Here is a 24,513-nt window from a genome sequence, read left to right as displayed (position 1 = left end):
ATATCTAGTGATTGCGAAGATTCAATACACTGATTGTAGTAGCCGAAGGCGGGTATATCAAGCTCTACCCTATTGAAAAAAGAAGAAATAATTAGGCTTGCACTATTGACTTTAAGGAAGCCCTTTGACAAAGCGCAATACGGCGGTAGCGTTCACTAACTCCGGTGCAAACTTTCTAGTTTCTTCACAGAATCCCAGCCAACTTTTAACATAAAAGTTCCAATCAAACAACGGTCCGGGGTCGGTTTTGCGGCCCGGCGCGATGTCCTCGTGGCCCTGGACGTCGGTCAGCCGGTAGCGCCGCCGCAGCGCCTCGGTCAGCGCAGCCAGCGCCGCGTACTGCGCCGGTTCGAACGGCGTGTCGTCGGTGCCTTCGAGCTCGATGCCGATCGAGTAGTCGTTACATTTTTCGCGGCCGCGAAACGACGACACGCCGGCGTGCCAGGCGCGCTCGTTGGCCGAGACGTACTGGATCACCGCGCCGCCGCGGCGGATGAAGAAGTGGGTCGACACCCTCAGCCCGCGCAGGTCCGCGAGCGAAGGGTCAGCATTATAGTCCACCCGGCAGGTAAACAGGTCGGAGACGTGGGGACCGCCGAAACAGCCGCCCGGCAGGCTGATATTGTGGATCACCAGCAGCGTGATGTCGTCCGGGTCGGGACGGCTGTCGAAGTTGGGGCTGTCGTAGCGCACCGCCGGCGGCCACCAGCCATCCGCGCCTATGCGGTGGTTCATGCGTCCGGCTCCTGGATGTTCAATTTCTGCATCTGATAGCGCAGCTGGCGGAAGCTGATGCCCAGCAGCTGCGCGGCCTGCGTGCGGTTGAACTGCGTTTGCGCCAGCGCGCGCAGGATGATGTCGCGCTCCACCTGGTTCAGGTAATCGGGCAGGCTGGCCGGCAGCGGCTCCGGCGACGGCGGCACCGGCGACGGCGCCGGCGCCTCCATTCCGGGCTCCGGTGGCGGCAGCGCGTTCGGCAGCGGTATCCACATCGGCGCCGGCGGCGGCGACGGCGCGGGCGCCTCGGCCACCCGCGCCCCCTTGAGCGCCAGGTCGGCCACCTCGATCACGCCGTCGTTGGCGAAGGCCAGCGCCCGCTCCAGGATGTTTTCCAGCTCGCGCACGTTGCCGGGGAAGGAATAGCCGCGCAGGGCGTCGAGCACGCCGGGCCCCAGCACCGCCTTGTGCTCGAAGGTGCCGAGCCGCGCCAGGATCGCCTCGGTCAGCACGGGCAGGTCGTCGAGCCGTTCGCGCAGCGGCGGCAGCGCCAGTTCGATCACGTTGAGCCGGTAGAACAGGTCCTGGCGGAAGCTGCCCTGCTCCACGCATTGCGCCAGGTTTTTATGGGTCGCGCTAATAATACGCACGTCGACCGGCTCCTCGGCGGTGGCGCCGATCTTGCGCACGCGCCGCTCCTGGATCGCGCGCAGCAGCTTGACCTGCATCGCCAGCGGCAGGTCGGCCACCTCGTCGAGCATCAGGGTGCCGCCGTTGGCCGCCTGGAAGAAGCCATCCCGCTCGTCGGCGGCGCCGGTGAAGGCGCCCTTGCGGTAGCCGAAGAACTCCGCCTCCATCAACGCCTCGGGGATGGCGCCGCAGTTGACGGCGATGAAGGGCTTGCCGGCGCGCGAACTTTGCGCATGGATTTCGCGCGCGGCCAGCTCCTTGCCGCTGCCCGATTCGCCATTGATGGCGATCGGCGCCATCGAGCGCGCCAGCCGGGCGATCTGCGCCCGCAGCGACTGGATCACGGCCGAATCGCCCTTCAGGCGGCTGGCGACGGGCGCGCCGCTGGCCGCCGGACCGGCCGCCGGTTCGGCGTTCAGCCGCAGGGCCGACTGCACCATCAGGCGCAACTGGTCCAGCGCCACCGGCTTGGAGATGTAGTCGAAGGCGCCGGCCTTGAGCGCGACGACGGCGTTGTCGGCGCTGCCGAAGGCTGTCACCACCGCGATCGGCGTGTTCTTGTGGGTGGCGCACACTTCGCGCACCAGCTCCAGACCCAGGCCGTCGGGCAGGCGCATGTCGGTCAGCACCAGCTGATATTCGCGCTGTTCGCCGCGCTCGGCGCCGGCCAGCAGCGCGCGCGCCTGCGCCAGGGTCGCCGCGCTGTCGACGTCCAGCCCCATTTTCAGCAGGGTCAGTTCCAGCAGTTCGCGCAGGTCGGCTTCATCGTCGACCACCAGCACGCGAGGAGAACGTACGCTCATGGAACCGCCTCTTCTTATTTTTGCGCCGGTTGGGCGAAGGTGATCACAAAGCGCCCGCTGGAGCGGCGGCCGCCATCGGCGCTGTCGCGGCTATCGAAACGGTATTCATAATCGAGCCGCGCCTCGTTATTCAAACACAATTCGCGCGCCAGATACAGCCCCAGGCCGGTGCCTTTGCTCGATGTGGTGTAAAACGGCTCGAACAGGTGGGCCCGCACCTCCGGCGAGATGCCCGGGCCGTCGTCCTGCACGTGCAGCTCCATGCGCTGCGCGTGGTGCGGATGGGTAAGCAGGTCGACCCGGATCGAGCGCGGCGCGCCGCTGGCGTAGCGCACGGCGTTGTTTAAAAGGTTCAGCACCACCTCGCGCAGGTGCAGCGGGTCGAAGCGCACCATCGTCCCCGGCGCCACCGACAGGCCGACGATATCGGCCGGCAGGCCGTGGGTGTCGACGAATTCGGTCATCAGCTCGGCCAGAAAGCCGTCCAGCGCCAGCGGCTCGTTGTTGGGCTGCACCTTGCGCGACAGCTGCAGGATATCCTCCACCATGCGGTTGACGCGCGCCACGTTGTCGCCGACGATCTTGAGCAGCCGCAGATGCACGGTGCTGTCCAGGTCCTCCCCCAGCAGCGCGGTGGCGTGGCCGATGGCCGACAGCGGGTTGCGCACCTCGTGCGCGATGCTGGCCGTCAGGCGCCCCATCGACGCCAGCTTGAGTTGCTGCGCCTGGTTTTCGATGCCCGTCACGTCCTGCAGGAAGATCACGCTGCGCTCCAGCCCCGGGCCGGAGGTGTCGACCGCCGCGAAGCGCACCTTCAGATGGGCCGACAGGTCGCGGCGCGCGCTCCAGGCGGCGGTCAGCCCTTGCAGCGCGGCGTCGCTGAACGGCTTGATGGTGATGAACACCGTGCTGCGCGCGGGGTCGGCGCGCCATTCGCCGTACACCTGCGCCAGCGGCGCCAGCGGCGCGGCCGCCGACAGCTTGAAGTTCAGCTCCGGCCCGGCCAGGCCGAGCATCTGGCGCGCCGCCGGGTTGCCGGCCGTGACCTGCCCGTCCGGATCGACCACCAGGATGCCGTCGCCGATGTTGGCCATGACCAGGCGGTTGACCGCCTGCTGCACGTTGATTTCCACGCCGCGCAGGATCGCCAGCTCCTCCTGCCCGATCAATTTGCCGGCCATGCGGTTGACCATGAACACGGCGGCGAAGAAGGCGGCGCCGTACAGGCCCGATTGCAGCAGGCCGTGCTGGCTCTCCATCGCCAGCAGCTGCCACATGCTTTCGCCCAGCATGAACAGCGCCACCAGCGCGGCGCAGAACAGCGCCAGCACCAGCGGCGACAGGATGGCCGAACCGGCCAGCGGGAACAGATACAGGATGGCCAGGCCGCTGCGCACGCCGCCGCCGGCGATGTACAGCAGCGAGATGACGGCCAGGTCGCAGGCGATCTGCGCCAGCAGCTGCGGCAGGAAGCGGCGCCGCCAGTACAGCGCCGACAGCGCGAAGGCGACGGCCAGGCCCAGATAGGCCAGGCAAACGGGCAGGTAGGGATATTCGCCGACGACGCGCAGTCCCCGGCTGTCGAAGCTCAGGTAAACCAGCAGCACCAGCGCGATGACGACGCGGGTGGCGCCGAACGTTTGCAGCGAGCGCCAGAAGGTGGCGCGCGATTCAGCCGACAGGGCTTGCAGGCGCGCCACCATCGGCCGGCCCGGGCCCTACGCCGCCGGCGCGGCGGCGTGCGCCGCGCAGCAGTAATCGCGGCCGTGGGCGTGGACCGCCTCGGAGGCGGGGAAGAAGATGCCGCACTTGGCGCATTCGAGCATCGTCTCGGCGTCGGCCAGCGCTTTTTCGGTGCCGCGCGCGCGGTAGCCGGCCGCCCCGCCGCCCTGGCCGGGCGGCACCTCCTGGTGCGGCGGCGCTTGACGGAACTGCTGCTCGTTGCGCTTCTGGGCGCCGCGGATCTTGCTGCGGACCGCGAAGAACACCAGGAAAATCAATGCCAGCCAAAATACGATACGGCTCATGCCCATCCTTTATGCAAAACCACCTCAAACACAAAACGGCTGCCGACATACGCCAGCAACAACGTCGCGAATCCGGCCAGCGTGAAGCTCAGCGCCGTCTTGCCGCGCCAGCCGCGGAAGCGGCGGCCGGCCAGCAGCGCGGCGAACAGCATCCACGACAGCAGCGTGAAGGCCGACTTGTGGTCCCATTTGAGCGCCTGGCCGAACAGCTGTTCCGAAAACACGATGCCCGACAACACCGTCAAACTCAGCAGCGCGAAACCGAAGCCTATCATGCGGAACAGCAGCTTCTCCATCGTCAGCAGCGCCGGCAGCTGGTCCAGCGCGCCGGACAGGAAGCTTTTGCGGTCGGTGGCCGCGTGCAGCCGCGCCTCCTGCAGTGCCATCAGCACGGCGTGGAAGGCGGCGATGGTCAGGGTGCTGTAGGCCATCGTGGCGATGGCGATGTGCCAGCCGAACAGCGAGCTTTTGCCCTCCAGCGGGATCAGGTTGCCGGGGAAGATGGCCTGCAGCGCGGCGGCGACTGCGGCGCTGGGCATGACCAGGCGGCGCATGCCGTCCAGGCTGAAGTTGCGGTTTTCCAGCCAGTAGGCCGCCACCGACACCCATAGCGCCGACGACAGCATGGCCGCGAAGCCGATCCGCAGCGAGCCGGCGGCGGCCACCTCCAGCCACAGGCCGGCGCCGTGCAGCGCCCAGGCGGCCACCGTCACGGCCGAAATCAAGCCGGCGCGGCGCGATGGCAGCGCGGCGCACAGGATGTACAGCGCGATGGCTGCGATGAACAAGTAGGTCTGCATGACCGGCAGTTTACACCATCGCCCGCCATCGCGGCCCGGCGCCGCTGGCGACGCCGCCGCCGGCGCCATTCTTCCCCGAACGCGGCCGCCGGACGGCGCTGTTGCGTAATTGCCATGGACTCAAGATAGCGCTAACTTTATTGACTATTGGTATGCTATTCTCCCAAAAAGTTGCATCGAATCACTATTCCTTCACCTCCCCGCAGCGGCGCCGGCGCACTTTGCGATGCTGTGGGCAACCTCAGAAAGCGAACGTATGGGACCTGTTTCGACCGCAAAGCCGGGCCGCGCCAACACCGGCGGGATGAAGAAAAGAACGAATAAAAGGATGAGCAAGCTCCACGCCGCCGGTTCCGGCGCACTGGCGCTGGCGGCGCTGATCCCCCCGCCGGGCATGGCCCAGAGCTACGACGTCGCCAATGAAACGGAACTGGGCGCGGCCGTCCAGGCGGCCAACGCCAGTGCCGGCGCCAGCGCCACGATCAATCTGACCGGCGGCTTCACGGGACAGGGCATACCGGCGGTCGCCAAGCCGATCACCTTCGACCTCCACGGCTTCTCGATGACCGGCACCTACACGCCGGGCACGCTCACCACCAGCGGCACGATCACCTTGACCGGCCCCGCGGGAGCCGGCCTGCTGACGCTGTCGGGCGCCGGCGCCATCCGGGGCGCCGACGCCGGCCCGGCCGCCGCCACCAACGGCGGCATCGGCCTGTTCCTGAACACGAGCGCGGCGCTCGTCAACGCCACCACCATCGTCGGCGGTGCCGGCGGCGGGGCCGGCGGGAGCGGCGGCGCCGGCGCGCGGCTGCTGAACAATTCGACCCTGGTCAACAGCGGCACCATCGCCGGCGGCCAGGGCCTGGCCGGCGGCGGCGGCCAGGGCGCGCAGCTCAGCTCGGGCGCGCTGACCAACGACGGCATCATCCGCGGCGGCGACAGCGCGTCGGGCAACGGCGGCCCGGGCGTGCTGTTCCGCGCGCCCGGCGGGCCGTCCGTGCTGACCAACAACGCCGGCGGCATCATCCGCGGCGGCACCGGCACCGTGCTCGGCGGCACGGGCATCGACGTGCGCGCCGGCGTCGGGCAAATCATCAACGCCGGCACCGTCGAAGGCGGCAACGGCGGCGTCGCGGTCTCCAGCAACGCCGCCCCGATCGACCTGGTCAACAGCGGCACCATCCGCGCCGGCGCCGGCCAGGCCAACGCGATCGGCTTCACCACGCCCGGCGCGGCCTCGGCGCTGACGCTCGAGCTGCGCGCCGGCTCCGTCATCGCGGGCAATGTCGTCGGCAACGCCGCCCAGCCCAACGACATGCTGCGGCTGGGCGGCACCGCCAACGCCAGCTTCGACGCCGCCGCCATCGGCGCCGCCGCGCAGTACCGCAATTTCGACCAGTTCGAAAAGACCGGCGCCAGCACCTGGACGCTTACCGGCGCCACCACGGCCACCACCGGCTGGACCATCGGGGGCGGCACGCTGGCGGTGGCCGACGACGCCAGCCTCGGCGACGCGGCCGGCGCGCTGACCATCAACGGCGGCGCGCTCGCCACCACCGCCAGCACGACGTCGGCGCGCGCGCTGGTGCTGGCCGGCGCGGCCACGCTCGACAGCGCCGCCGCCACCACCCACACCGTCGACGGCGCCATCACGGGCGCCGGCGCGCTGGCCAAAAGCGGGACCGGAACGCTGACGCTGACGGCCAACAGCGCCGCCTACAGCGGCGCCGTCGACGTGCTGGCCGGCACGCTGCGGGTCAACGGCGTCCTCGGCGACGCCAGCTCGACGGTGGCCGTGCGCGCCGGCGCCACGCTGGGCGGGTCCGGCACGCTCGGCGGCAACGTCGGCGTCGCCAACGGCGCCGTCCTGGCCCCCGGCAACAGCCCCGGCACGCTCACCATCAACGGCAATCTGACCCTGGCGCCGGCGGCGGTCTCGCGCTTCGAGCTCGGCCAGGCCAATGTCGCCGGCGGGGCGCTCAACGACCTGGTCAACGTCGGCGGCAACCTGGTGCTCGACGGCACGCTGGCGGTGACGCGCGCGGCCGGCGGCAGTTTCGATCCGGGCGTCTACCGCCTGTTCAACTATGGCGGCGCGCTCACCAACAACGGCCTGCAGGTCGCCTCCCTGCCCGGCGCCAACGAGGGCTATATCCAGACCTCGGTCGCCCAGCAGGTCAACCTGGTCAACACCGGCCCGGCCACCCCGGCGGTGCCGCCGGCGCCGCTCAACTTCTGGGACGGCGCGGCCGGCCACGCCAACGGCGCCATCGACGGCGGCGCCGGCGTGTGGCAAAGCGGCGCCGGCAACGCCAACTGGACCGGATCGACCGGCGCGGCCAACGGCGCCTACCAGGACGCCGCCTTCGCCATCTTCGGCGGCGCGCCCGGCGTCGTCACCGTCGACGCCGGCGCGGGCGCCGTCACGGCGTCGGGCCTGCAATTCGCCAGCGACGGCTACCGCGTCGCCGGCGCCAGCGTGGCGCTGACCGCGCCGCGCTCGGTCATCCGCGTCGGCGACGGCACCGCCGCCGGCGCCGCCTACCGCGCCACCATCGACGCCGCGCTCACCGGCGCGGGCGGGCTGGCCAAGGCCGACGGCGGCACGCTCACGCTCACCGGCGCCAACACCTACGCCGGCGGCACCGCGCTCGAACAGGGCGCGCTGCGCGTGGCCCGCGACGCCAACCTCGGCGCGGCGGCCGGCGCGCTGGCCTTCAACGGCGGCGCGCTCGAGACCACGGCCGACTTCGGCAGCGGGCGGGCGGTCGCGCTCACCGGCGCCGGCGCCATCGCCACCGATGCCGGCACCACCTTGACCCTGACCGGCGCGCTGGCCGGCGCCGGCGCGCTGACCAAGCGCGGCGCCGGCACCCTGGTGCTGGCCGGCGACGGCGCCTCGTTCGCCGGCGCGACGTCGGTCGCCGGCGGCACGCTGCTGGTAAACGGCAAGCTCGGCGGCGCCACCGGCGTGGTGGCCGGCGGCACGCTGGGCGGCACCGGCACCCTGGCCGGCAACGTCAACCTGACCGGCGGCGTGCTGGCGCCCGGCGCCGGCGGCGCCGGCACGCTGACCGTCGGCGGCAACCTGGTGCTCGGGGCGGGCGCGCGCATCGCCTACGACGCCGGCGCCGCCAACACGGTCGGCGGCGCGCTCAACGACTTGATCGACGTCGGCGGCGACCTGACGCTGGGCGGCACCCTGGACGTCGCGGTCACGCCCGGCGGCGCCTTCGGCGTCGGCATCTACCGGTTGGCCAACTACGGCGGCACGCTCACCGACAACGGCCTGGCGCTGGGCGCCCTGCCGGCCGGCGCGCTGGTGTCGGTGCAGACGGCGGTCGCCCACCAGGTCAACCTGGTCAACGCCGCGCCGCCGTCCACCCCGGCGGCGCCGGGCGCCGGCGGGCTCGAGTTCTGGGACGGCGCGGCCAAGCCGGGCGCCAACGGCGCCATCGACGGCGGCGCCGGCGTGTGGCAAAGCGGCGCCGGCAACACCCACTGGACCGACGCGGCCGGCGCGGTCAACGCCGGCTACCGCGACGGCGGCTTCGCCATCTTCACCGGCGCGGCCGGCAGCGTCACCATCGACAACAGCCGCGGCGCGGTCGCCGCCTCGGGCCTGCAATTCGCCCGCGACGGCTACGCGCTCGGCGGCGGCGCGCTGACGCTGGCCGGCGCGCAGGCGGCGATCCGCGTCGGCGACGGCACGGCGGCCGGCGCCGGCTACACCGCCAGCGTCGACGCCGAGCTGGCCGGCGGCGCGCAACTGGTCAAGCTCGACCTGGGCACGCTCGCGCTCACCGGCAACAACAGCTACACGGGCGGCACGCTGATCCGGCAAGGGCAGTTGCGCATCGCGGCCGACGCCAACCTCGGCGCCGCCGGCGGCCGCCTGACCCTGGACGGCGGCACGCTGGCGACCGCCGCGACGCTGGCGAGCGGGCGCGCCGTCACGGTGGCCGGCGCCGGCGCCATCGCCCCCGCGGCCGGGACCAGCCTCACCCTCTCCGGCGCGATCGACGGCGCCGGCGCCCTGACCAAGGCCGGCGCCGGCACGCTGCGGCTCACCGGCGACGGCGGCCGCTACACCGGCGCGGCCACGCTGGCCGCCGGCACGCTGGCGGTCGACGGCAGGCTCGGCGGCTCGCTGGCGGTCGCCGCCGGCGCCCGCCTCGAGGGCGGCGGCGTGGTCGGCGCGCTGGCCAACGCCGGCGTCGTCGCCCCCGGCGGCGAGCGCTTCGGCACCTTGACGGCCGCCGGCTACACGGGCGCGGGCGGACGCCTCGAGATCAAGGCCGAGCTGGGCGGCGACAACTCGCGCGCCGACCTGCTGGCCGTCACCGGCGCCACCGCCGGCGCCACCGTCGTCGGCGTGCGCAACCTCGGCGGCCTCGGCGCGGCCACGGTGAACGGCATCAAGATCATCGACGTGGCCGGCGCGTCGGCCGGCAGCTTCACCCTCGACGGCAACTACACATTCCGCGGCGAACCGGCGCTGATCGCCGGCGCCTACGGCTACCGGCTGCGCCAGAACGGCGTGGCCACGCCGGCCGACGGCGACTGGTACCTGCGCTCGAGCCTGATCGATGCGCCGGTCCAGGTTGTCGTGCCGGACCCGGCCGTCGCGCCGGGCCCGGCCGAACCGGCGGGCGCCCCGCTCTACCAGCCGGGCGTGCCGGTCTACGAAGCGTACGGCCAGACGCTGCTTGCGCTGAACGATGTCGGCACCATGCGCCAGCGCGTCGGCAACCGCCAGTGGCCGGCTGCCGCCGGCGGCCGGCCGTCAGCGGCCTGGGGCCGCGTGCAATCCGAGCGCGCGCGCCCGAACGCCGCGTTCTCGGCCAGCGGCGCCGGCCTGCGGGTCGACACCAGCAAGCTCGAAGTGGGCGTCGAGCGCCAGCTCGGCGGGCATGGCGACAACACGCTCGTGCTCGGTCTGCTCGGCAGCGTCGGCCAGGCCAACGCCGACGTCGGCTCGGTCTTCGGCAACGGCGCCATCGACACCAAGGCCTACGGCGCCGGCGCCACGCTCAGCTGGCTGGGGGCGGACGGCGGCTACGTCGACGCCCGCGCCCAGGCGAGCTGGTTCGACAGCAAACTGACCTCGTCGGTGCTCGGCACGCTGGCCGACGGCAACGACGGCCACGGCCAGGCTTACAGCGTCGAGGCGGGCCGGCGCTGGCCGGCCGGCGCGGCGCTGTCGCTCACGCCGCAGGTCCAGCTGGTGTATTCGAAGGTCGGTTTCAGCCGCTTCACCGGCCCGGCCGGGGTGGCGGTGCGGGCCGGCCGCGACGACAGCCTGACCACCCGCGCCGGACTCGCGCTCGACCGGCAGACCGGCGCCGGCCATCTGTACGGCATCGCCAACCTGCGCCGGGAATGGCGCGCCGGCACCGTCGCCGACGTCTCGGGCACGCCGATAGCACGCCGCAACCACCGCCTGTGGGGCGAGCTCGGCATGGGCGCCAGCACGATGGTGGACGAGCGCTGCTTCCTGTACGCCGAGGTGGCGGCCAACACCGCCGTCAGGGATTTCGGCAAGAGCTACGGTTTCAAGGGCGAGGTCAGCTTGCGCTTGGCCTTCTAGGGGCCGGCGACGTTGAAACCGGCCGCGCTCAGTCGACGGCCGCCAGCCGCAATTCGTCATTGTGGTGGCGCTGCTGTTCCTCCATGACCAGCTGGCCCAGTTCGCGCTTCAGGGCGTTGAATTGGGCGTCCGCCGGATCGCGCAGGCGCGGCAGCTCGACCAGCAGGTCGCGCTTGACGGTGCCGGGCCGGTAGGTCATGACGACGATGCGGTCGGCCAGGTAGATCGCCTCTTCTATACTGTGGGTGACGAAGATGATGGTCTTTTTCAGCTCGGCCCAGATGCGCAGCAGCTCGTCCTGCAGGTTGCGCCGGGTGAGCGCGTCGAGGGCGCCGAACGGCTCGTCCATCAGCATGATCGGCGAGTCCAGCGCCAGCACGCGGGCGATCGCCACCCGCTGGCGCATGCCGCCCGACAGGTCCTTCGGAAAGCGCTGGCGGAAGTCGTTCAAGGACAGCATGCCGAGCAGCTTGTCGACGATGGCGTCGATCTGCGCCCTGGCCATGCCCTTGATCTCCAGGCCGAAGGCGACGTTGTCGGCCACCGTCATCCACGGGAACAGCGCGTACTCCTGGAACACCATGCCGCGCTCGGGGCCCGGCCCCGTCACCAGCTTGCCGTCGGCGGTGATGGAGCCCGACGACGGCGGCGCGAAGCCGGCCACCGCGTTGAGCAGGGTCGACTTGCCGCAGCCGGAGGGCCCCAGCAGGCAGACGAACTGGCCCTGCGGGATCTCCAGGTTGATCTCCTTGAGCGCCACCAGTTCGCGGTCGGCGGTCTGGAACACCTTGCTGACATTCGATACGACGATATGGGTGGCGCTCATGGCCGCTCCTAGTTTTCCAGGCCGCGGTGCCAGCGCAGCAGGTGGTTATTCAGCTTGTTCATGCCGACGTCGATGGCCAGGCCGATCAAGCCGATGCTGATCATGCCGGCGATGATCTTGTCGGACCAGAAGTACTCGCGCGCCTCGAGGATGCGGAAACCGAGGCCGTTGTTCACCGCGATCATCTCCGAGACGATCACCACGATGAAGGCGGTGCCGATGCCGATGCGCACCCCGGACAAGATATACGGCACGGCGGCCGGCAGGATCACGCGGATGAACATGGTGCTGCCGGTGGCGCCCAGGTTGCGGGCCGCGCGCAGGTAGATGCCGTCGACCTGGCGCACGCCGGCGATGGTGTTCATCAGCACCGGGAAGAAGGCGCCCAGCGCGATCAGGAACACGGCCGGCGGATTACCGAGCCCGAACCACAGGATCGACAGCGGGATGTAGGCGATCGGCGGGATCGGCCGCAGCAGCTGCACCAGCGGATTGAGCCAGTCGTAGACCCTGGGCTTGGCGCCCATGGCCAGCCCGATCGGCAGCGCCAGCCCGGCGCCGATGACGAAGCCGACCACCACCCGATACAGGCTGCCGATCGAATCGGTGATCAATTCGCCGGAGACGGCCCAGCTCAGCCAGCCGCCGGCGGCCGGGTCGTACGGCTGCAGCGGCAGCAGGTAGGCGATCCACTTCTCCACCACCGCCAGCGGCGACGGCAGCACCTGCGGATTGACCCAGCCCAGCATCGCCACCGCCTGCCACAGCGCGATGACCAGGGCCGGCACGATCATGCCGACGGCGGCCTGCCGCCACGAGGAGTTGGCGGCCATTTACTTCACGCCCAGGTTTTTCTTGGCCGCGTCGAGCAGGTCGGTCTTGACCCAGTCCTTGGCCAGCGGCGGCTTGCCCATGCGGCCGACGCCGGTCTTGACCATGACGTCGGTGGTGGTCTGGATATGCTCGGGCGTGATGTCGTAGCTGTACGGCGAGTTGCCGATGGCGTCGTCGAAATCGTCCTTGGTGATCTGGCCCTTGAACACCACCTCGCGCACATACTTCTCGGCCAGCGCGCGGTTCTCGATGAAGGTCTTGGTGGCCTGCACGAAGCAGTTCATGAACTTCTCGGCCACCGGCCGCTTCTCCTTGTAGAACTTCTCGGTCATGACCATGGTGCGCACCGGCTCGCCGATCGGGGTGTCGTAGGGCTTGATGATCTCGGCGCCGAAGCCCTTGTTGATGGCCTGCGACGACTGCGGCTCGGACTGCATCATGGCGTCGATGTTCTTGCCCAGCAGCGCCTGGTTGAGGTCGGCGTAGGCGAGGAACACCAGTTGCACGTCCTTGCCCGGCTGGTCGGAGAAGGTCATGCCGTTGCGTTGCAGCTCGGCCAGCAGCAGCACCTCCTGGATGCCGCCGCGGGTGACGCCGACGCGCTTGCCCTTGAGGTCCTTGACGGTTTTCAGGTTGAGGTCGGTGCGCCCGACCAGCCGCGCGCCGCCCTTGGCGAAGCCGGCCACGACGAAGATCGGCGCGCCGCCGGCGCGGCCGGAGATGGCCGCCTCGGACGCCGTGGTCCCCACGTCGAGCTCGCCTGCGATGATGGCCTGCATCACGTCCAGCCCCTTGGCGAAGATGTGCTCCTCGACCTTGATGCCGCACTTGGGGGCGATCTCCTTGATATAGGCGACGGCGCCGTAGTGGGCGAACTTCAGGTTGCCAAGGCGGACCACGTCCTGCGCCTGGGCGCCGGCGGCCGTCATCATGGCCGCGGCCGCTATTATTATCTTGCCGAAGGGTGTCAATTTCATGCGATTTGTCTCCTGAGTTTAGGCCGGGCTGAACCCTTCCTATTATGTGCAAATCATACCAAGACGCATCTTCAGATACAGCGAAATTTTGCGCAATGTCATGCCGCGCGCTTATTTGGAGCTTGTTTATGTCACAATGATGTGCATATCACAACTGCCCTTCCCGGCCCCCCCACTCAAACCAAGAGGTCTGCATGCAGCACAACATCGTTGGACATCTATTCCGCGCCACGCTCAGCGCCTGCGGCGGCGGCGGCGCCGATACGCCGTCCAAGTCGGCGGCCGGCATCACGCTGTGCGCCGCGCGATCCGCAGCAGGCGCCGGACAGCTCGGGCGCGGCCGCGCGCTTCGACCTGCCGGTCCTTAACGGCGCCGACAGCGACGGCAATCTCTACGTCGCCGACCCTATCGTCGGCCATGGCTCGTCGGTGTTCCGCAACTACAAGATCACGCCGCAGGGCGTGGTGACGACCACCACGTTGAACGCCTTCACGCCGGCGCCGGTGCGCGACGACGCCGGGCGCGCCTACACCATCGCCTACGCCGCCGACGACGACCCGGTATCGACCGTGCGCAGGGACGACGGCACGATCGTGGCGGGCGTGCCCGGCCAGACCGGCAACCTGACCGGCCTGCTGGACCATCCGCGCCAGCCGGTGAAACTGGGGCCTTACAGCTTCGCCCTGATCTCGGGCTCGGCCATCGTGCGCCTGGACGTGCCGCACTAGCCGGGGCGGCGGCGCGGCGGCGGCCGGTCGACCGGCCGCCGCCCGTCCGGGCGGGGCCGCCGCCGGCGCGCGATGCGGTAAAATGGCGGCCATTGTCCGGCCCCGCGCCGGCCCACCCCACCGTTTCGCAGGTCCGAACATGCTAGATAATCTTACCCAACGCCTTGCCAAGGTCGTCAAAACGATGCGCGGCGAGGCCCGTCTGACCGAAGCCAACACCGCCGAGATGCTGCGCGAGGTGCGCATGGCGCTGCTCGAGGCCGACGTCGCCCTGCCGGCCGTGCGCGAATTCATCGCCCGGGTCAAGGAAAAAGCTCTCGGCGAGGAAGTGATCTCCTCGCTCACGCCCGGCCAGGCGCTGGTCGGCGTGGTGCAGCGCGAGCTGGCCGCCATCATGGGCGCCGACCTCGGCCCCGAGGCGGCGCAGCTGAGCTTTGCCCAGCAGCCGCCGGCGATCATCCTGATGGCCGGTTTGCAGGGGGTCGGTAAAACCACCACCGTCGGCAAGCTGGCCAAGTACCTCAAGGAAGAAAAGAAGAAGAAGGTGCTGACGGTGTCGGCCGACGTCTACCGTCCGGCCGCGATCGCGCAGCTGCAATCGGTCACCGCCCAGGTCGGCGCCGACTTCTTCCCGTCGACGGCGCAGGACAAGCCGGTCGACATCGCCCTGGCCGCGCTCGACTGGGCCAAGAAGCACTACCACGACGTGCTGATCATCGACACCGCCGGCCGCCTGGGCATCGACGAGGCGATGATGACCGAGATCGCCGCCGTGCACGCGGCCGTCAAGCCGATCGAAACCTTGTTCGTGGTCGACGCCATGCTCGGCCAGGACGCCATCAACACCGCCAAGGCCTTCAACGACGCGCTGCCGCTGACCGGCATCGTGCTCACCAAGCTCGACGGCGACTCGCGCGGCGGCGCGGCGCTGTCGGTGCGCCACATCACCGGCAAGCCGATCAAGTTCGCCGGCGTGTCCGAAAAGCTCGACGGCCTCGAGGCGTTCGACCCGGCGCGCATGGCCAACCGCGTGCTGGGCATGGGCGACATCATGGCGCTGGTCGAGGAGGCCCGCAAGGGCGTCGACAGCAAGGCGGCGGCCGACCTGGCGCAGAAGATGAAGGTCGGCGGCAAGTTCGACATGAACGACTTCAAGGCGCAGCTGGGGCAAATGAAAAAGATGGGCGGCATGGCCAGCCTGGTCGACAAGCTGCCGGCGCAGTTCCAGCAGGCCGCCGGCGGCGCCAACATGGACCAGGCCGACAAGCAGGTGCGGCGCATGGTCGGCATCATCGACTCGATGACGCCGCAGGAACGGGCCAAGCCGGAGCTGATCAAGGCCACCCGCAAGCGCCGCATCGCCGCCGGCGCCGGCGTGCAGGTGCAGGAGGTCAACCGCATGCTGACCCAGTTCGAGCAGATGCAATCGATGATGAAAAAGCTCTCCGGCGGCGGCATGATGAAGATGATGCGCTCGATGAAGGGCATGATGCCGGGCATGCGCTAACGCCGGCGGCGGCGCCTCCGGGCGGCGGGGGCGGCGCGCGCCAAAACGGCGCGGACACATGGAAATATGCGGCTTGGCGCCCCCGGAAGGTGCAACGGCCCACGTAGCCCGGGAATTACGTGGTGTTTCCAGACAAAAACGCGAAAAACACTTGCATAAGGCTTAAATCCCCACCAATATTAGCCGGTGCGATCAATTGCGCAATTTTCCATGTGTTCGTTAAGGAGGCTCGAGAATGGCAACAGCCAAAAAAACCCCAGCAGCAGCGCCAGCCAAGAAGGCCGCGGCCGCTAAACCGGCAGCCGCGAAAAAAGCAGCACCAGCAAAAGAAGCAGCAGCCAAACCCGCAGTGAAAAAAGCCGCGGCCCCAGCCGCCGCACGCAAGCCGAACGCCGCATTCATGAAAGCGATGACGCCATCGACCGTGCTCGCAGCCGTCGTGGGCGCCACCCCGCTGCCCCGCACCGAAGTGACCAAGAAAGTCTGGGACTACATCAAAAAGCTCGACCTGCAAGATCCGGCCAACCGCCGCATGATCAACGCCGACGACAAGCTGAAAGCGGTATTCGGCGGCAAAGCCCAAGTATCGATGTTCGAGATGACCAAGCTCATTTCCGACCACCTGAAATAATCAGCGCGGCGGCCATCCTCCTGGCCGCGCCGGGATGCCTCCCTCGCCACGCGACGGAGGCATTTTTTTCGCCTGTCACTCCGGGGTCAGGTCCACCATTTCTACACAAACCCGGCCGTAGACGGGCATTGCGGATGAACCCGTGTAGAAATGGTGGACCTGACCCCGGATTATTTCCAGTTGTTCCACGCCGTCAGCACGGCGTTCGGGTATTGGGGGCGTCCCCGGCTGCCGTTGTAGCGGCCCAGCGCGAGGTAGAGGTTGCCGCCCTCCATGTCGATGTACATGCGCAGGATCGCGCAGCCGTAGCGCAAATTGGTTTGCATATTGAACAGCGCGCTGCGGTCGCGGTCGCCGATCACGTTGGTCCAGAACGGCATGACCTGCATGTAGCCGCGCGCGCCCACCAGCGACACCGCGTACTTGCGGTAGGCCGATTCGACCTGGATCAGGCCGAGCACCATGCCCGGCTCGAGCCCGGCCCGGCGCGCCTCGTACCAGACGGTGGCGAGGAACTCGTGGCGGGTTTGCTGGTCGGGCAGCTTGCGCTGCAGGCGCGCCGACATCTGCGCCAGCCAGCCCTCGTAGCGCAGCCGTTCGGCCTCGCTGCGGAAGATGATGCGCGGCGGCGTCGCGTCCTTGATGCTGTTGGCGAGGGCGACGCGGACCGAATCGGCCAGCGCCTCCTCCTTCTGATTGCCGGCCTGCGCGGCCGGCGCCGTCACCACCGACAGCGCCAGCAGCAGGCCGGCTAGACCACGTTTGTTCACTGCGACATTTTGCCCTGGATGAAGCCGATCACATCGGCCACCGGCACGGCGGTGGCCTCGCTGTCGCGGCGGCCCTGGTATTCCAGGTTGCCTTCCTTGAGGCCGCGGTCGCCGATGACCACGCGGTGCGGCACGCCGATCAACTCCCAGTCGGCGAACATGCCGCCCGGACGCAGGCCGCGGTCGTCGAGGATGACGTCGATGCCGGCCGCCTGCGCCTCGGCGTACAGCTTCTCGGCCGCCTCCTTGACGGCCTCGCTGCGGTCCATGCCCATCGGGCACAGCACCAGTTCGAACGGCGCCAGCGACGCCGGCCAGATGATGCCCTTGTCGTCGAAGTTCTGCTCGATCGCCGCGCCCAGGATGCGGGTGATGCCGATGCCGTAGCAACCCATCTGCAGCGGCGCCGGTTTGCCGTTCTCGTCGAGGAAGGTGGCCTTCATCGCTTCCGAGTACGCGGTGCCCAGCTGGAACACGTGGCCCACTTCGATGCCGCGCTCGATCGCCAGCACGCCCTTGCCGTCCGGCGAGGCGTCGCCTTCGACGACGTTGCGCAGGTCGGCGACGATGGCCGGCTCGGCCACGTCGCGGCCCCAGTTGGCGCCGGTGTAGTGGAAGCCGGCGTCGTTCGCGCCGCAAACGAAGTCGGCCATGTTGGCGACGGTGCGGTCGGCAACCACGGTGACCGGGGCCTTGGTCCCGACAGGGCCCAGGTAGCCCGGCACGCAGCCGTACACTTCCAGGATTTCCGCCTCGGTCGAGAAGCGGTGCGCGGCCAGGCCGGCCACCTTGCCCAGCTTGACCTCGTTGAGCTCGTGGTCGCCGCGCAGCAGCAACATGAAATACTGTTTAGCTGTTTTACCGTCTTTTTCGGTCTCGACGGTCAGCGCCAAGGTCTTGACAGTGTGCGCCAGCGGCAGCTTGAGCTGCTCGGCCACCAGCTCGCACTTGGTGGCGTCCGGCGTGGCGACCTTGGTCAGCGCCTGGGTGGCGGCCGGACGGCTGGCGTTCAGCGGCAAGGCCTCGGCCGCCTCCATGTTGGCCGCGTAGTCCGACGTCGGGCAGTAGACGACCGCGTCCTCGCCGGTGCTGGCGATGACGTGGAATTCGTGCGAGCCGGTACCGCCGATGGCGCCGTTGTCGGCCGCCACCGCGCGGAACTTCAGGCCGAAGCGGTTGAAGATGCGCACGTAGGCGTCATACATGATTTGGTAGGAAGCCTGCATGCCGGCCAGGTCGCGGTCGAACGAGTAGGCGTCCTTCATCGTGAACTCGCGTCCGCGCATCAGGCCGAAGCGCGGGCGGCGCTCGTCGCGGAACTTGGTCTGGATGTGGTAAAAATTCAACGGAAGTTGACGGTACGATTTAATTTCCGAACGGACAACATCGGTGATGACTTCCTCGGCGGTCGGCTGGAAGGCGAACTCGCGGCCGTGGCGGTCCTTGATACGCAGCAACTCGGCGCCCATCTTGTCCCAGCGGCCCGTTTCCTGCCACAGCTCGGCCGGCTGGATCAGCGGCATCAGCAGCTCGATGGCGGCCGACTTGTTCATCTCTTCGCGCACGATGGCCTCGACCTTGCGGATCACGCGCAGGCCCATCGGCATGTAGGTGTAGATGCCCGAGCCGAGGCGCTTGATCATGCCCGCGCGCATCATTAACTGGTGACTGACGATCTCGGCGTCGGAAGGCGCTTCTTTAAGCGTGGAAATAAAAAATCGTGAGGCGCGCATACGGTGAATTCTTTTTAAAAAGAGAGAGTTATAATCAACCTAATTTTAAAGGATTAGCTGGCTGATGCGTCCATACTTTATACAAATGCGTTCAATAGATGGCCCTTCGACCGTTTTCGTACCCCGAAAACCCAGCCGTAGCGTCTTTTTATGGGCAAAAATATAAGCAGGGAGCTCAGTCGCAGAAAGTTTGAGGTGCAATATGCTCGATCGGGAGGGGTTTCGGCCCAACGTCGGCATCATCCTGCTCAACGCCCAGAACGAGGTGTGGTGGGGCAAGCGCGTGCGCGAGCACTCGTGGCAGTTTCCGCAAGGCGGCATCAAATACGGAGAAACGCCGGAGCAGGCGATGTACCGGGAGTTGGAGGAAGAGATCGGCCTGCGGGCCGAGCACGTGAAAATCGTCGGCCGCACGCGCGACTGGCTGCGCTATGAGGTGCCGGATCATTTCATCAAGCGGGAAATCCGCGGCCACTACCGCGGGCAAAAGCAGATTTGGTTCCTGCTGCGCATGTGTGCGCGCGACAACGACGTCAACCTGCGGCTGACCGACCATCCGGAATTCGACGCCTGGCGCTGGCACGAATACTGGGTGCCGCTCGATGTCGTGATTGAATTCAAGCGCGACGTGTACCAGCGCGCGCTGCAGGAGCTGTCGCGCTTCCTGACATGGCCGGCCAACGGCCACGACCGGCGCCAGCACGGCTCGCGCTACCTGCGCCAGCCGCATCCGCCGCGGCCGAACCCGGAACCGCCGGGGTCGACGTGCGCAACCGCCGACGGCGCGGCAACGTCCGCGGGCGCCGTCGCGGCCGGGCCGGCCGAGCCGGTCAAGAGCGACGGTTAAGACCAGCGGGACAGGCACACTGTCCCGCTTTTTTTTCGCCGGAGGTACAATGGCGGCATGTTCAATCCATCCTCCGACGACGTGCGCCGCTTCTTTTGCGAAGCCTACCGCAAGCAGCGCGCCAACGAAATCCTGACCCCGCTCGAGGCGATGGCCGCCGACTGGGCCCGCCACCACCCCGAATACCACGACGTGCTGGCCGACGTCGACGCCGCGCTGGCGCGCGACTACTCGGTCGAGGGCGCGCAAGCGAACCCGTTCCTGCACCTGTCGATGCACCTGTCGATCGACGAGCAGATCTCGATCGACCAGCCGCGCGGCATCCGCGACGCCGCCACCGCGCTCACGCTCAAGCTCGACTCCGCGCACGAAGCGCAGCACCAGATCATGGAATGCCTGGGCGAGATGATCTGGAACGCCCAGCGCACCGGCACGCCGCCGGACGGCGACGCCTACATCGAAGCGGTCAAGCGCCGCCTCTAAACTCCGGGGTCAGGTCCACCATTTCTACACGAACGCGGCCGTAAGGCGGTGATTCGGCCCGCCATTGTCCAGGCCGTGTAGAAATGGTGGACCTGACCCCGGATGAAAAAAGCCACGCGATGCGTGGCTTTTGGTTTTGCGCCGGCGGCTTACTCGCCGGTGTTGACTTCCGCTTTAGCCGCAGCGGGTGCGGCGGCAGCCGTGGCGGCCGCCGTCGACTCGTCCAGCGTGAACGCCTTCAGGCCCAGGATGTCGCTGCTGTAGTGGCGGATCTTGTTGGCCAGCACCGGATCGCTGTTGAGCTTGAGGCCGTACGACGGCACCATGGCCTTCATTTTCGCGTCCCATTCCGGCGTGGCCAGCTTGGCCTTGAACGCAGTCTGCAGCACCTTGATCATGATCGGCGGCGCGGTCGAGGCGCCCGGCGAGGCACCCAGCAAGGCGACGATGCTGCCGTCGGCCGAACCCACCACTTCCGTGCCGAACTGCAGCAGGCCGCCTTTTTCAGGGTCGTCCTTGACGATCTGCACGCGCTGGCCGGCGTTTTGCAAGGTCCAGTCCTCCAGCTTGGCCATCGGCAGGTATTCCTTCAGCGCCGCCAGACGGTCCTGCGGCGAATTCATCACCTGGCCGATCAGGTACTTGGTCAGCGGGATGTTGTCGTAGCCCGCTTGCAGCATCGGACGCACGTTGTGGCTGTCGATCGAGGCCGGCAGGTCGATCCACGAGCCGTTCTTCAGAAACTTGGTCGAGAACGTGGCGAACGGACCGAACAGCAGCGCCTTCTTGCCGTCGATGATGCGCGTGTCCAGGTGCGGCACCGACATCGGCGGCGAGCCGACCGACGCCTTGCCGTACACCTTGGCCGCGTGCTGGTCGATCAGCGCCTGGTTGGTGGTCACCAGCCATTGGCCGCCGACCGGCACGCCGCCGTAGCCCCTGGCTTCCGGAATGCCCGATTTTTCCAGCAGCGGCAGCGAACCGCCGCCGGCGCCGATGAACACGAACTTGGCGCGCACGGTCTTGACCGAGTCGTCGGCCAGGTTCTTGACGGTGACGTTCCAGGTGCCGTCGCTGCCGCGCTTGATGTCCTCGACCTGGTGGCGCAGGTTCAAGGTGGTGCCGTGGGTGTCGGTCAGGTGCTTGACCAGCGCCCGCGTGAGGTTGCCGAAATTGACGTCGGTGCCGATCTCCATGCGGGTGGCGGCCACTTTCTGGTGCTTGTCGCGGCCGGTCATGATCAGCGGCGCCCATTGCGCGATGACGGCCGGATCTTCCGAGTACAACATGCCCTTGAACAGGTTTTCCTTCTGCAGCGCCGCGTAGCGCTTGCGCAGGAAGTTGATGTTGTCGTCGCCCCAGACAAAGGCCATGTGCGGCACGTTGTTGATGAACGTTTGCGGCGCGCCGATGTATTTGTTCTTGACCTGGTAGGCCCAGAATTGCTTCGACACTTCGAACTGCTCGTTGATTTCAACGGCTTTCTTGGTCTCGATGTGGCCGTCGGCCGCTTCCGGGGTGTAGTTCAGCTCGGCGAACGCCGAGTGGCCGGTGCCGGCGTTGTTCATCGCGTCCGAGCTTTCGGCGGCGACCGAATCCATGCGCTCATAGATGGCCATGGTCAAGCTCGGGTCCATTTCCTTGAGCATGGTGCCCAAGGTGGCGCTCATGGTGCCGGCGCCGATCAGCAGCACGTCGACCGGTTTGTCGGACGACGCCGGCGGCGTTTTGCTACATGCCGCCAGGATCAGGCACGACATTAAAATTACAAGTGACTTACGCATACGTAACTCCATTCCTTAGGTACTGACTGGATTCCGGACTGGCAATGCCGGCCATCCCGCGCCGGGGCGGCGGGAAGTGGCATTCGAAGGTGACTGGTCGGCCGTGGCGGTGACCTGCGCGGACGAAGAGGGTGACGGCTGCCGGGCCCGCTCAATTCATGCCTGCGGCGACAACCGCCAGCACAAAATTGCGCAAGTGTCCATAGATAATATCAAGAAAGAGAATTTTAGCAGCGCGGGCTTGGCCGCAGATGAGGGATAACACTTAAGGAAAGCGGAAGAAACTACGTAGACGGCGCAAGAAAAACGGAGGAAAGATGCAAAAAAAGCCACGCAAGGCGTGGCTTTTCATAGTGCTAACCCGTCAACTTTTGGCGATACGCGCGCGCCGCGTATGGCCGTGCGGGTGTCAGCGGTGCACCGCCAGGCTGCCCGGCAGACTGTGCAGATAGGCCGCCACGTCCTTGATGTCCTGGTCGGTCAGCGGCTTGACCTGGCCGGTCATGATGGCGTTGTTGCGGCCGTTGGCGCCGTCGCCGCGCTTGTAGGCGGTCAGCGCATGCTGCAGGTAATCCTTGTGCTGGCCGGCCAGCTTCGGATAGCTGGGGTCGATCGGGGTGTTGTAATCCTTGCCATGACAGGTGAAGCAGCTGTACTTGTCGGCCACGGCCTTGCCGGCGGCGACATTGCCGCCGGCGACGGCGGAGAACGACAGTGCGGAACAGAACAGTGCGGCGATCAGTTTTTTCATGGTGGCGGTCCTCATTTCGCGGCCGTGCGCGTCTGCTGCGAGTAGAAGGCGGCGACATCGGCGATGTCCTGGTCCGACAGGCTGGCGGCGATACCCTTCATGGATGGGTGCTTGCGATCGCCCTTCTTATAGGCTTGCAGCGCGTTTTCAATATACTTGACCGACTGTCCGCCGATCATCGGCACTTGAAACACTTCCGGGAAAGTGGCTTTGTAGCCCGGAATTCCATGACAACCAATACACATTTCAACCTTTGCCTTGGCGTTCTGGGCATTGCCCACGATGTCGGCCGCAGCGGCGACCTGGGCGGTCTGGGCGAGGCCTGCGAGCACGAGAAGTGCGGTGATTTTTTTCATGGTGTTTGCAAGGTAAGTAATCGGATACTACCGCGGATGCAAAACTTGACTTTTGCACTATTAGCCTGCGATTCTAACTCAAGAAATTATTCTAAGCTACACGGAATCATTGCCAGAACAACACATTGAAGAGGCCGGCAGCCGGCCAACCACGCGGGCGATTCTCCCCTATACTCTTCAAATCCCATTTTCACCGAGACACCACGCATGCAAGCCACTCCCCGCTTTGAAGGTTCCGACCAGTACGTCGCGACCAATGACCTGAAACTGGCCGTGAATGCGGCCCTGACGCTGCAACGCCCGCTGCTGATCAAGGGCGAGCCGGGCACCGGCAAGACCATGCTGGCCGAGGAGGTGGCCGCCGCGCTGGGCATGCCGCTGATGCAGTGGCATATCAAGTCCACCACCAAGGCGCAACAGGGCTTGTACGAGTACGACGCGGTGTCGCGTTTGCGCGACTCCCAGCTCGGCGACGAGCGCGTGCGCGACATCCAGAACTACATCGTCAAGGGCGTGCTGTGGCAGGCGTTCACGGCGCCGGCGCCGGTGGTGCTGCTGATCGACGAAATCGACAAGGCCGACATCGAGTTCCCCAACGACCTGCTGCGCGAGCTCGATCGGATGGAGTTCTACGTCTACGAGACGCGCGAAATGGTGCGCGCGGTGCACCGGCCGCTGGTGATCATCACCTCCAACAACGAGAAAGAGCTGCCGGACGCCTTCCTGCGCCGCTGCTTCTTCCACTATATTAAATTCCCGGACCGCGACACGATGGAGCAGATCGTCGCCGTGCACTATCCGCAACTGAAAAAGGATCTGCTGGCGCAGGCGCTGCAAAGCTTCTACGAGGTGCGCGACGTGCCGGGTCTGAAGAAAAAGCCGTCGACGTCGGAGTTCCTGGACTGGCTCAAGCTGTTGATGGCCGAGGACATCCCGGCCGAGGCGCTGCGCAGCCAGGACGCCAAGGCCATCGTGCCACCGCTGCACGGCGCGCTGCTCAAGAACGAGCAGGACGTCCATCTGTTCGAGCGGCTGGTATTCATGTCGAGGACCAACCGCTGATGAAGTCCCCCGCCCCGCTCACCCTGGAATTGAACGGCGTGCGCCTCGAGCCGCTGGGGCCCCAGCACGCCGATGGCCTGCTGGCCGCCGCGCAGGACGGCGAACTGTGGAACCTGCGCGTCACCTCCGTGCCGGCGCCGAACGAAGTGGACGCCTACATCGACAAGGCGCTGGAGATGCGCCCCACCCGCCTGGCCTTCGCCGTCGTCGACGCGGCCAGCGGCGCCGTCATCGGCTCGACCAGCTACCACGACATCTTGCCGGAGCTTGGCCGCATCGAAATCGGCTACACCTGGTACGCCAAAAGCCGTCAGCGCAGCCACGTCAACACCACCTGCAAGCTGCTGCTGATGACGCACGCGTTCGAAAAACTGGGCGCGGCGCTGGTCGGCCTGCGCACCGATAACTTCAACCACGCCTCGCAGGCGGCCATCGAGCGGCTCGGCGCGCGCAAGGACGGCGTGCTGCGCCACCACGGGCTGCGGCGCGACGGCACCGTGCGCGACACCGTCATGTACAGCATCACCGCCGGCGAATGGCCGGAGATCAAGGCGCAGCTGCGCTATCGGCTGGAACGGCACGGGAAGGCCTGA

21 protein-coding genes are annotated in these 24,513 nt (G+C 67.6%); 8 read left to right on the top strand and 13 right to left on the bottom strand.

The genetic code is table 11. From position 1 onward, the window contains the following. Nucleotides 1-111: 111 nt before the first annotated feature. The 5 genes from ampD to JOD97_RS23415 are packed head-to-tail and all read right to left on the bottom strand — an operon-like array spanning nt 112 to nt 5,037. Nucleotides 112-735: a 1,6-anhydro-N-acetylmuramyl-L-alanine amidase AmpD gene (gene ampD, locus JOD97_RS23435; RefSeq protein ID WP_209724004.1), complete on the bottom strand. Its 624-nt coding sequence runs from the start codon at nt 733-735 to the stop codon at nt 112-114. Further along, nucleotides 732-2,210 (bottom strand): sigma-54 dependent transcriptional regulator, encoded by a 1,479-nt coding sequence (locus JOD97_RS23430; protein ID WP_209724002.1) that lies wholly within the window; start codon nt 2,208-2,210, stop codon nt 732-734. Before JOD97_RS23430 ends, ampD begins: the two co-directional genes overlap by 4 nt. A 14-nt stretch (nt 2,211-2,224) precedes the next feature. Continuing rightward, nucleotides 2,225-3,913, bottom strand: a complete 1,689-nt coding sequence (locus JOD97_RS23425; protein WP_209724000.1) for a PAS domain-containing sensor histidine kinase — start codon at nt 3,911-3,913, stop codon at nt 2,225-2,227. 15 nt (nt 3,914-3,928) lie between these two features. After that, nucleotides 3,929-4,237: a PP0621 family protein gene (locus tag JOD97_RS23420; protein WP_209723999.1), complete on the bottom strand. Its 309-nt coding sequence runs from the start codon at nt 4,235-4,237 to the stop codon at nt 3,929-3,931. Then, nucleotides 4,234-5,037: an inner membrane protein YpjD gene (locus JOD97_RS23415; protein ID WP_209723997.1), complete on the bottom strand. Its 804-nt coding sequence runs from the start codon at nt 5,035-5,037 to the stop codon at nt 4,234-4,236. The genes JOD97_RS23420 and JOD97_RS23415 overlap by 4 nt, the downstream gene beginning before the upstream one ends. 328 nt (nt 5,038-5,365) lie before the next feature. Here JOD97_RS23415 and JOD97_RS33145 point away from each other — a divergent pair, with 328 nt between their 5' ends. Continuing rightward, nucleotides 5,366-10,630: an autotransporter outer membrane beta-barrel domain-containing protein gene (locus JOD97_RS33145; RefSeq protein WP_209723995.1), complete on the top strand. Its 5,265-nt coding sequence runs from the start codon at nt 5,366-5,368 to the stop codon at nt 10,628-10,630. Nucleotides 10,631-10,658: 28 nt separating this feature from the next. Here JOD97_RS33145 and JOD97_RS23405 read toward each other — a convergent pair whose 3' ends face one another. From JOD97_RS23405 to JOD97_RS23395, 3 genes are read right to left on the bottom strand one after another with little or no spacing between them, the layout of a single operon-like run. Then, nucleotides 10,659-11,456: an ABC transporter ATP-binding protein gene (locus JOD97_RS23405; protein WP_209723993.1), complete on the bottom strand. Its 798-nt coding sequence runs from the start codon at nt 11,454-11,456 to the stop codon at nt 10,659-10,661. 8 nt (nt 11,457-11,464) lie between these two features. Further along, complete coding sequence (locus JOD97_RS23400; protein ID WP_209723991.1) at nt 11,465-12,289, bottom strand: ABC transporter permease; 825 nt, start codon at nt 12,287-12,289, stop codon at nt 11,465-11,467. Next, a complete protein-coding gene (locus JOD97_RS23395; protein WP_209723989.1) occupies nt 12,290-13,267 on the bottom strand; it encodes an ABC transporter substrate-binding protein in 978 nt (325 codons plus the stop codon). Nucleotides 13,268-13,477: 210 nt separating this feature from the next. Here JOD97_RS23395 and JOD97_RS23390 point away from each other — a divergent pair, with 210 nt between their 5' ends. The 3 genes from JOD97_RS23390 (at nt 13,478) to JOD97_RS23380 (ending at nt 16,134) form a co-directional block, all read left to right on the top strand. Then, nucleotides 13,478-13,996 carry a hypothetical protein gene (locus JOD97_RS23390; protein ID WP_209723987.1) on the top strand — a complete coding sequence of 173 codons (519 nt, stop codon included), beginning with the start codon at nt 13,478-13,480 and terminating at the stop codon, nt 13,994-13,996. Nucleotides 13,997-14,135: 139 nt separating this feature from the next. After that, on the top strand, nt 14,136-15,503 hold the full coding sequence (gene ffh, locus JOD97_RS23385; protein WP_209723985.1) for a signal recognition particle protein: 1,368 nt from the start codon (nt 14,136-14,138) through the stop codon (nt 15,501-15,503). Nucleotides 15,504-15,738: 235 nt separating this feature from the next. Next, entirely contained in the window at nt 15,739-16,134 is a 396-nt protein-coding gene (locus JOD97_RS23380) for an SWIB/MDM2 domain-containing protein (RefSeq protein ID WP_209723983.1), read from the top strand. A gap of 170 nt (nt 16,135-16,304) precedes the next feature. On the opposite strand, the gene JOD97_RS23375 is transcribed toward JOD97_RS23380, so the two are convergent. Together JOD97_RS23375 and JOD97_RS23370 are read right to left on the bottom strand one after the other, a co-directional pair. Next, nucleotides 16,305-16,904 carry a lytic transglycosylase domain-containing protein gene (locus JOD97_RS23375; protein WP_373999919.1) on the bottom strand — a complete coding sequence of 200 codons (600 nt, stop codon included), beginning with the start codon at nt 16,902-16,904 and terminating at the stop codon, nt 16,305-16,307. Then, entirely contained in the window at nt 16,901-18,637 is a 1,737-nt protein-coding gene (locus JOD97_RS23370; protein WP_209723981.1) for a proline--tRNA ligase, read from the bottom strand. Before JOD97_RS23370 ends, JOD97_RS23375 begins: the two co-directional genes overlap by 4 nt. A gap of 202 nt (nt 18,638-18,839) precedes the next feature. On the opposite strand from JOD97_RS23370, the gene JOD97_RS23365 reads away from it, so the two are divergent. Then, nucleotides 18,840-19,484: an RNA pyrophosphohydrolase gene (locus JOD97_RS23365; protein ID WP_209723979.1), complete on the top strand. Its 645-nt coding sequence runs from the start codon at nt 18,840-18,842 to the stop codon at nt 19,482-19,484. A 57-nt stretch (nt 19,485-19,541) separates the two neighbouring features. Next, nucleotides 19,542-19,967, top strand: coding sequence for a DUF1841 family protein (locus JOD97_RS23360; protein WP_209723977.1), 426 nt, complete (start codon nt 19,542-19,544; stop codon nt 19,965-19,967). Between the two features lie 149 nt (nt 19,968-20,116). Here the strand turns inward: JOD97_RS23360 and mqo are convergent, their stop codons facing one another. The 3 genes from mqo to JOD97_RS23345 all read right to left on the bottom strand — a co-directional run bounded on the left by mqo (nt 20,117) and on the right by JOD97_RS23345 (nt 22,858). Continuing rightward, the gene (gene mqo / locus JOD97_RS23355; RefSeq protein ID WP_209723975.1) at nt 20,117-21,751 is read right to left on the bottom strand and encodes a malate dehydrogenase (quinone); all 1,635 of its coding nucleotides are present in this window, start codon (nt 21,749-21,751) and stop codon (nt 20,117-20,119) included. A gap of 409 nt (nt 21,752-22,160) precedes the next feature. Beyond that, nucleotides 22,161-22,502 (bottom strand): cytochrome c, encoded by a 342-nt coding sequence (locus JOD97_RS23350; protein WP_209723973.1) that lies wholly within the window; start codon nt 22,500-22,502, stop codon nt 22,161-22,163. Between the two features lie 11 nt (nt 22,503-22,513). Further along, nucleotides 22,514-22,858 (bottom strand): cytochrome c, encoded by a 345-nt coding sequence (locus tag JOD97_RS23345; protein WP_209723971.1) that lies wholly within the window; start codon nt 22,856-22,858, stop codon nt 22,514-22,516. Between the two features lie 207 nt (nt 22,859-23,065). Between JOD97_RS23345 and JOD97_RS23340 the strand changes: the two genes are divergently transcribed. Together JOD97_RS23340 and JOD97_RS23335 are read left to right on the top strand one after the other, a co-directional pair. Next, on the top strand, nt 23,066-23,920 hold the full coding sequence (locus JOD97_RS23340; RefSeq protein ID WP_209723969.1) for a MoxR family ATPase: 855 nt from the start codon (nt 23,066-23,068) through the stop codon (nt 23,918-23,920). Further along, nucleotides 23,920-24,513 carry a GNAT family N-acetyltransferase gene (locus JOD97_RS23335; RefSeq protein ID WP_209723967.1) on the top strand — a complete coding sequence of 198 codons (594 nt, stop codon included), beginning with the start codon at nt 23,920-23,922 and terminating at the stop codon, nt 24,511-24,513. Before JOD97_RS23340 ends, JOD97_RS23335 begins: the two co-directional genes overlap by 1 nt.

Origin of the sequence: Duganella sp. 1411, assembly GCF_017833525.1 — a bacterium.
Lineage (GTDB): Bacteria > Pseudomonadota > Gammaproteobacteria > Burkholderiales > Burkholderiaceae_D > Rugamonas.
The sequence above is the reverse complement of the archived record's forward strand: the minus strand, read 5'-3'. Positions and strand labels throughout refer to the sequence as shown.

Excerpts from the sequence above, each read along its gene's own strand:
- ampD (WP_209724004.1), bottom strand. The coding sequence starts at position 735 with ATGAACCACCGCATAGGCGCGGATGGCTGGTGGCCGCCGGCGGTGCGC.
- JOD97_RS23430 (WP_209724002.1), bottom strand. The coding sequence starts at position 2,210 with ATGAGCGTACGTTCTCCTCGCGTGCTGGTGGTCGACGATGAAGCCGAC.
- JOD97_RS23425 (WP_209724000.1), bottom strand. The coding sequence starts at position 3,913 with ATGGTGGCGCGCCTGCAAGCCCTGTCGGCTGAATCGCGCGCCACCTTC.
- JOD97_RS23420 (WP_209723999.1), bottom strand. The coding sequence starts at position 4,237 with ATGAGCCGTATCGTATTTTGGCTGGCATTGATTTTCCTGGTGTTCTTC.
- JOD97_RS23415 (WP_209723997.1), bottom strand. The coding sequence starts at position 5,037 with ATGCAGACCTACTTGTTCATCGCAGCCATCGCGCTGTACATCCTGTGC.
- JOD97_RS33145 (WP_209723995.1), top strand. The coding sequence starts at position 5,366 with ATGAGCAAGCTCCACGCCGCCGGTTCCGGCGCACTGGCGCTGGCGGCG.
- JOD97_RS23405 (WP_209723993.1), bottom strand. The coding sequence starts at position 11,456 with ATGAGCGCCACCCATATCGTCGTATCGAATGTCAGCAAGGTGTTCCAG.
- JOD97_RS23400 (WP_209723991.1), bottom strand. The coding sequence starts at position 12,289 with ATGGCCGCCAACTCCTCGTGGCGGCAGGCCGCCGTCGGCATGATCGTG.
- JOD97_RS23395 (WP_209723989.1), bottom strand. The coding sequence starts at position 13,267 with ATGAAATTGACACCCTTCGGCAAGATAATAATAGCGGCCGCGGCCATG.
- ffh (WP_209723985.1), top strand. The coding sequence starts at position 14,136 with ATGCTAGATAATCTTACCCAACGCCTTGCCAAGGTCGTCAAAACGATG.
- JOD97_RS23380 (WP_209723983.1), top strand. The coding sequence starts at position 15,739 with ATGGCAACAGCCAAAAAAACCCCAGCAGCAGCGCCAGCCAAGAAGGCC.
- JOD97_RS23370 (WP_209723981.1), bottom strand. The coding sequence starts at position 18,637 with ATGCGCGCCTCACGATTTTTTATTTCCACGCTTAAAGAAGCGCCTTCC.
- JOD97_RS23365 (WP_209723979.1), top strand. The coding sequence starts at position 18,840 with ATGCTCGATCGGGAGGGGTTTCGGCCCAACGTCGGCATCATCCTGCTC.
- JOD97_RS23360 (WP_209723977.1), top strand. The coding sequence starts at position 19,542 with ATGTTCAATCCATCCTCCGACGACGTGCGCCGCTTCTTTTGCGAAGCC.
- mqo (WP_209723975.1), bottom strand. The coding sequence starts at position 21,751 with ATGCGTAAGTCACTTGTAATTTTAATGTCGTGCCTGATCCTGGCGGCA.
- JOD97_RS23350 (WP_209723973.1), bottom strand. The coding sequence starts at position 22,502 with ATGAAAAAACTGATCGCCGCACTGTTCTGTTCCGCACTGTCGTTCTCC.
- JOD97_RS23345 (WP_209723971.1), bottom strand. The coding sequence starts at position 22,858 with ATGAAAAAAATCACCGCACTTCTCGTGCTCGCAGGCCTCGCCCAGACC.
- JOD97_RS23340 (WP_209723969.1), top strand. The coding sequence starts at position 23,066 with ATGCAAGCCACTCCCCGCTTTGAAGGTTCCGACCAGTACGTCGCGACC.
- JOD97_RS23335 (WP_209723967.1), top strand. The coding sequence starts at position 23,920 with ATGAAGTCCCCCGCCCCGCTCACCCTGGAATTGAACGGCGTGCGCCTC.